Source organism: Microbispora sp. GKU 823 (assembly GCF_002027145.1).
Classification (GTDB): Bacteria; Actinomycetota; Actinomycetes; order Streptosporangiales; family Streptosporangiaceae; genus Microbispora; species Microbispora siamensis.
Map to the genome: position 1 here is coordinate 1 of NZ_MWJN01000209.1, position 4,236 is coordinate 4,236.

At 70.8% G+C, this 4,236-nt stretch carries 4 protein-coding genes and 1 pseudogene; 4 read left to right on the forward strand and 1 reads right to left on the reverse strand.

Annotated elements, in window-relative coordinates; translation table 11 throughout:
* Both B1L11_RS44060 and B1L11_RS44065 read left to right on the forward strand, forming a co-directional pair.
* A partial coding sequence (locus B1L11_RS44060) for a VOC family protein (protein ID WP_143737992.1) occupies nt 1–275 on the forward strand: 275 nt, incomplete at its 5' end.
* 79 nt (nt 276–354) lie between these two features.
* The gene (locus tag B1L11_RS44065) at nt 355–966 is read left to right on the forward strand and encodes a glyoxalase (RefSeq protein ID WP_079321074.1); all 612 of its coding nucleotides are present in this window, start codon (nt 355–357) and stop codon (nt 964–966) included.
* Between the two features lie 80 nt (nt 967–1,046).
* On the opposite strand, the gene B1L11_RS44070 is transcribed toward B1L11_RS44065, so the two are convergent.
* Entirely contained in the window at nt 1,047–1,958 is a 912-nt protein-coding gene (locus B1L11_RS44070) for a LysR family transcriptional regulator (protein ID WP_079321075.1), read from the reverse strand.
* A 135-nt stretch (nt 1,959–2,093) separates the two neighbouring features.
* On the opposite strand from B1L11_RS44070, the gene B1L11_RS44075 reads away from it, so the two are divergent.
* Nucleotides 2,094–3,284, forward strand: a complete 1,191-nt coding sequence (locus B1L11_RS44075) for an MFS transporter (RefSeq protein ID WP_256863437.1) — start codon at nt 2,094–2,096, stop codon at nt 3,282–3,284.
* Between the two features lie 224 nt (nt 3,285–3,508).
* Nucleotides 3,509–4,236: pseudogene (locus B1L11_RS44080) on the forward strand (DNA-directed RNA polymerase subunit beta); the annotation flags it as partial.

Genomic DNA, 4,236 nt, shown 5'->3' on the forward strand with positions numbered 1-4,236 from the left:
CCCTGCTCGGCGTTCCGCCGCAGACCGACTCGTCCTACTACGTCGGCTTCGATGCCGAGGGCCAGCACATCGGGCTGGTGCCGGGCGCTGGGCCGCAGGGCATGACTTCGCCGGTGGCCTACTGGCACGTGCCGGACATCGAGGCGAAGCTGGCCGAGCTGATCGCCGCTGGGGCCGTCGTGAAGGAGGCCGCGCACGAGGTCGGCGGCGGCCGCCTGGTGGCCACCGTCACCGACCCCGACGGCAACGTCCTCGGCCTCCTGCAGGACCGTTGAGCGCCCCCCTGCCCCTACCGCGTCCGTCCCCCACGGCGGCCGGCCCGACCACGAACCCACCTCGCCGAAAGGACCTGCCATGACCTCCTTCGAATCCGTCATCCTCGAAGTTCCCGACCCCGCGACCGCGGACGCCTTCTACGAAGCCTTCGGTCTGGGCCCTTACGTGAACGTGCGTGCTTCGGATGCGCCGACGACCGGTTTCCGTGGGTTCGCGCTGTCACTCGTGGTGTCCCAGCCGGCCGACGTCGACGCCCTAATCGGCGCCGCCCTCGACGCCGGTGCCACGACCCTGAAGCCGGCCACGAAGGGATTCTGGGGCTACGGCGGCGTCGTACGCGCGCCGGACGGGACGATCTGCAAGATCGCAACCTCGAACAAGAAGGACACCGGCCCCGCAACCCGGCACATCGACCAGGTCGCGCTCCTCTTGGGCGTGGCCGACGTCAAGGCGAGCAAGCGGTTCTACGTCGACCGCGGCCTGGCCGTGGCGAAGAGCTTCGGCGGCAAGTACGTCGAGTTCGACACCCCGGCGTCGGCCGTCACGCTGGCGCTCTACCCGCGCCGCGCCCTCGCCAAGGACACCGGCGTCTCCCAAGAGGGCGCCGGATCACACCGGATCGTGATCGGCGGCGATGCCGGGCCCTTCACCGACCCCGACGGGTTCGTATGGGAGGCCGCATCCGTCTGAGGCAGGCGGCCGGCCCGCGTACGGCCTTCGCGCGCGACATGCCCCGGCGAACCCTGTGGCCCGCACGCGCCGCGGCCTGACTACCCGGCGGGGTGTTCCTCGATGGGGCCGGCCTCCGCCAGGGCCCGTGCGAAGGCGCGCACCCGGGCGGTCTCGCGGTCGCGATGCCAGACCAGCCCCAACGTGGAGTCCGGCAGACCGGTCACCGGAACGAAGGTCAGCGCGCGGCGGCCGTGGTACTCCGCGGTGGGCTCGCACAGCAGCATCGCGCCCCGGCCCGCCGCGACCAGTGTGAGCGCTTCCTGCAGCGTGCCGACCCTCGGACCGGTACCGATCGGACGTCCCTGCGGGGTGGCGGCGGGCGCGACGGCGGAGCGCCAGTATGCCGGCGCCGGGCTGTCCACTCCGATCAGCTCGCACCCGGCCAGCTCCTCCGCCTGGAGGAAGGAATGGCTCGCGAAGGCATGGCCCGCCGAGACGGCGAGCGTCTGCGGCTGCCGCGAGAAGACCGCCCCCACCACCAGGTCGTCCTCCAGGACCGGCGTCAGGACGACCGCCAGGTCCGCCTCACCCCGCCGCAGGGCGCCGAACGGGTCGCGCAGCGGCACCTCCACCAGCTCGGCGGCACAGCGGGGATGCCGCCGCTCGAACAGGGCCATGGCGCTCATCACGTGGTCGTTGACGGCGCCCTGGAAGCCGATCCGCAGTGAGCCGTCCACGTCGCGGGCGCTCGTGCGCGCGTCGTCGACGGCGGCGCGCAGGCCGTCGTACGCGGGTCGCAGGCCGGCAAGGAAGCGCTCACCGAGCGGGGTGAGCCGGACCCGGCGGCTGGTGCGCTCGACCAGCCGGGCGCCGATCCGGCTTTCCAACGCGCGCAGCAGCTGGCTGACCCTGCTCTGTGAGATGTACAGCCGTTCCCCCGTACGCCCGAAGTGCAACTCCTCGGCGAGCACGAGGAAACACTCCAGCTCGCGCATCTCCAGGCCGCTCATATCCGGGCCGCCTCTCCTTTCGCGACGTCACGATCAGGGCCCCGGACGCCGGACCGGTCATCGATGAGCCCGGCTGATCGAAGGATGAGAGAACGGCCGTTGTTCCCGACGAGCCCTCCCCGGTTGCCTGGAGCGGTGACGGAAACACTACGAGAGATCGTCCCCGGGAGATCGGCGCTGCGCGGCTGGGCGGGCGTCTTCGCCGTGGCCACCGCGACGTTCACGGTCGTGACCTCCGAGATGCTGCCGGTGGGAATGCTCACCCCGATCGGCCGGACGTTGCGGATCGGCGAGGGGACGGCCGGGCTGACGTTGACGGTCACCGGGTTGGTGGCGGCGGTGGCGGCGCCGCTGATCACTCCCGCCGCCGGACGGCTGGACCGGCGGGTGCTGCTGTGGGCGTTGATGCTGCTGCTCGCGGTGGGCGACTTCATGGCCGCGGTGGCAGACGATTTCGCCGTCATGATGGCGGGACGGGTGCTGATCGGCCTGGCCATGGGCGGCGTCTGGCCGGTCGCCGCGTCGCTGGCGCCCCGGCTGCTGCCCGCGAGGTCGGCGGGGACCGGCACCGCCCTCGTCTTCAGCGGAGTCGCCGTCGCGTCGGTCCTCGGCGTGCCGGCCGGAACGTCTCTGGGCCAGGTCGCGGGGTGGCGTACGGCGTTCGCCGCGGCCGGGCTGGTGTCGGTGGTCGTGGCCTTCGCGCTGGCGGCCCTGCTGCCCCGGATGCCGGCCGAGCGACCGGTGCGGCTGGGCGCGCTGGCGCGGCTGGCGGGGGAGCGGGAGGTGCGCACGGGCCTGGTCGCGACCGCGCTGCTGGTCACCGGGCACTTCGCCGCCTACACCTATGTCCGGCCCGTGCTGGAGCGGATCTCGGGCGTGGACGGCGGTCTGATCGGCGCGCTGCTGCTCGCCTACGGTGTGGCGGGGGTCGTCGGCAACTTCGCGGCCGGCGCGGGGGCGGCGCGGTCGCCGCGCACGACGCTGCCGATCATCTGCGCGGCACTCGCGGCCACCGTCCTGCTCGTCCCGGAACTCGGACGTACGCCGGCGTCCGGCGCGGCGCTGCTGGTGCTGTGGGGTCTGGCGTACGGGGGCGTGTCGGTGACCACGCAGGCGTGGTTGTCGGCCGCCGCGCGTCAGGCCCGCGAGGCGGCGTCCGCCCTGTTCGTCGGGGTGTTCAACGCGGCGATCGCGTTCGGGGCGCTGGTGGGCGGACGCACGGCGGAGGTGCTGGGGATCGCACCGGTCATGTGGGTGGCGGGTGCGCTGGCCGCGGCGGCCCTGCTCGCCGTCCTGCCCAGGTCGGGCAGGATGGGGCGCAGGTGAGCGGCCGATGGGATTTTCGCGAGCGCGGCTTGACGATTTCCACGCGGGCGTGCGATTCTGATTACGGGATAGAGGTTGACAATTCCGATAAGTGTGGACATTCGTTTGCAGTTTGCTTTATGCTGCCCTTCCACGCCCGCCCTCGGCATCCCACTCCTTCTCCTCGACTGAGCTGTCGTCCGGCGTGCGCGTAGTCAGTCCGCGAGCCCTCGGAAGGACATCTGTTGGCAGCCTCGCCCCGCGCTTTCGCCGTACCCGCCGGTCCTCGCCGCGTCTCTTTCGCACGCATCGAGGAGCCGCTCGAAGTGCCCGACCTTCTCGCCCTGCAGACCGAGTCCTTCGACTGGCTGGTGGGCAACGAGAGATGGAAGGGCCGGGTTGAGGCGGCTCGCCAGGCCGGGCGCAAGGACATTCCGGCCCAATCGGGTCTCGAAGAGATCTTCGAGGAGATCAGTCCCATCGAGGACTTCTCCGGAACCATGTCCCTGTCGTTCCGGGACCACAGGTTCGAGCCGCCCAAGTACTCAGTCGATGAGTGCAAAGACAAGGACATGACCTACTCCGCCCCGATGTTCGTCACGGCGGAGTTCATCAACAACACCACAGGTGAGATCAAGAGCCAGACGGTGTTCATGGGCGACTTCCCGCTCATGACGTCGAAGGGCACCTTCATCGTCAACGGCACCGAGCGTGTCGTGGTCTCCCAGCTCGTCCGGTCCCCGGGTGTCTACTTCGAACGCAGCGTGGACAAGACGTCGGACAAGGAGCTCCACGGAGGCAAGGTCATCCCGTCCAGGGGAGCCTGGCTGGAGTTCGAGATCGACAAGCGTGACAGCGTTGGCGTGCGCATCGACCGCAAGCGCAAGCAGCCCGTGACCGTGCTGCTGAAGGCGCTCGGCTGGACCAGCGACCAGATTCTGGAGCGTTTCGGTCAGTACGAGTCGATGCGGGC

What these genes read in the sequence shown, in the direction of transcription:
- B1L11_RS44065 (WP_079321074.1), top strand. Translation starts at nt 355, where the DNA reads ATGACCTCCTTCGAATCCGTCATCCTCGAAGTTCCCGACCCCGCGACC.
- B1L11_RS44070 (WP_079321075.1), bottom strand. Translation starts at nt 1,958, where the DNA reads ATGAGCGGCCTGGAGATGCGCGAGCTGGAGTGTTTCCTCGTGCTCGCC.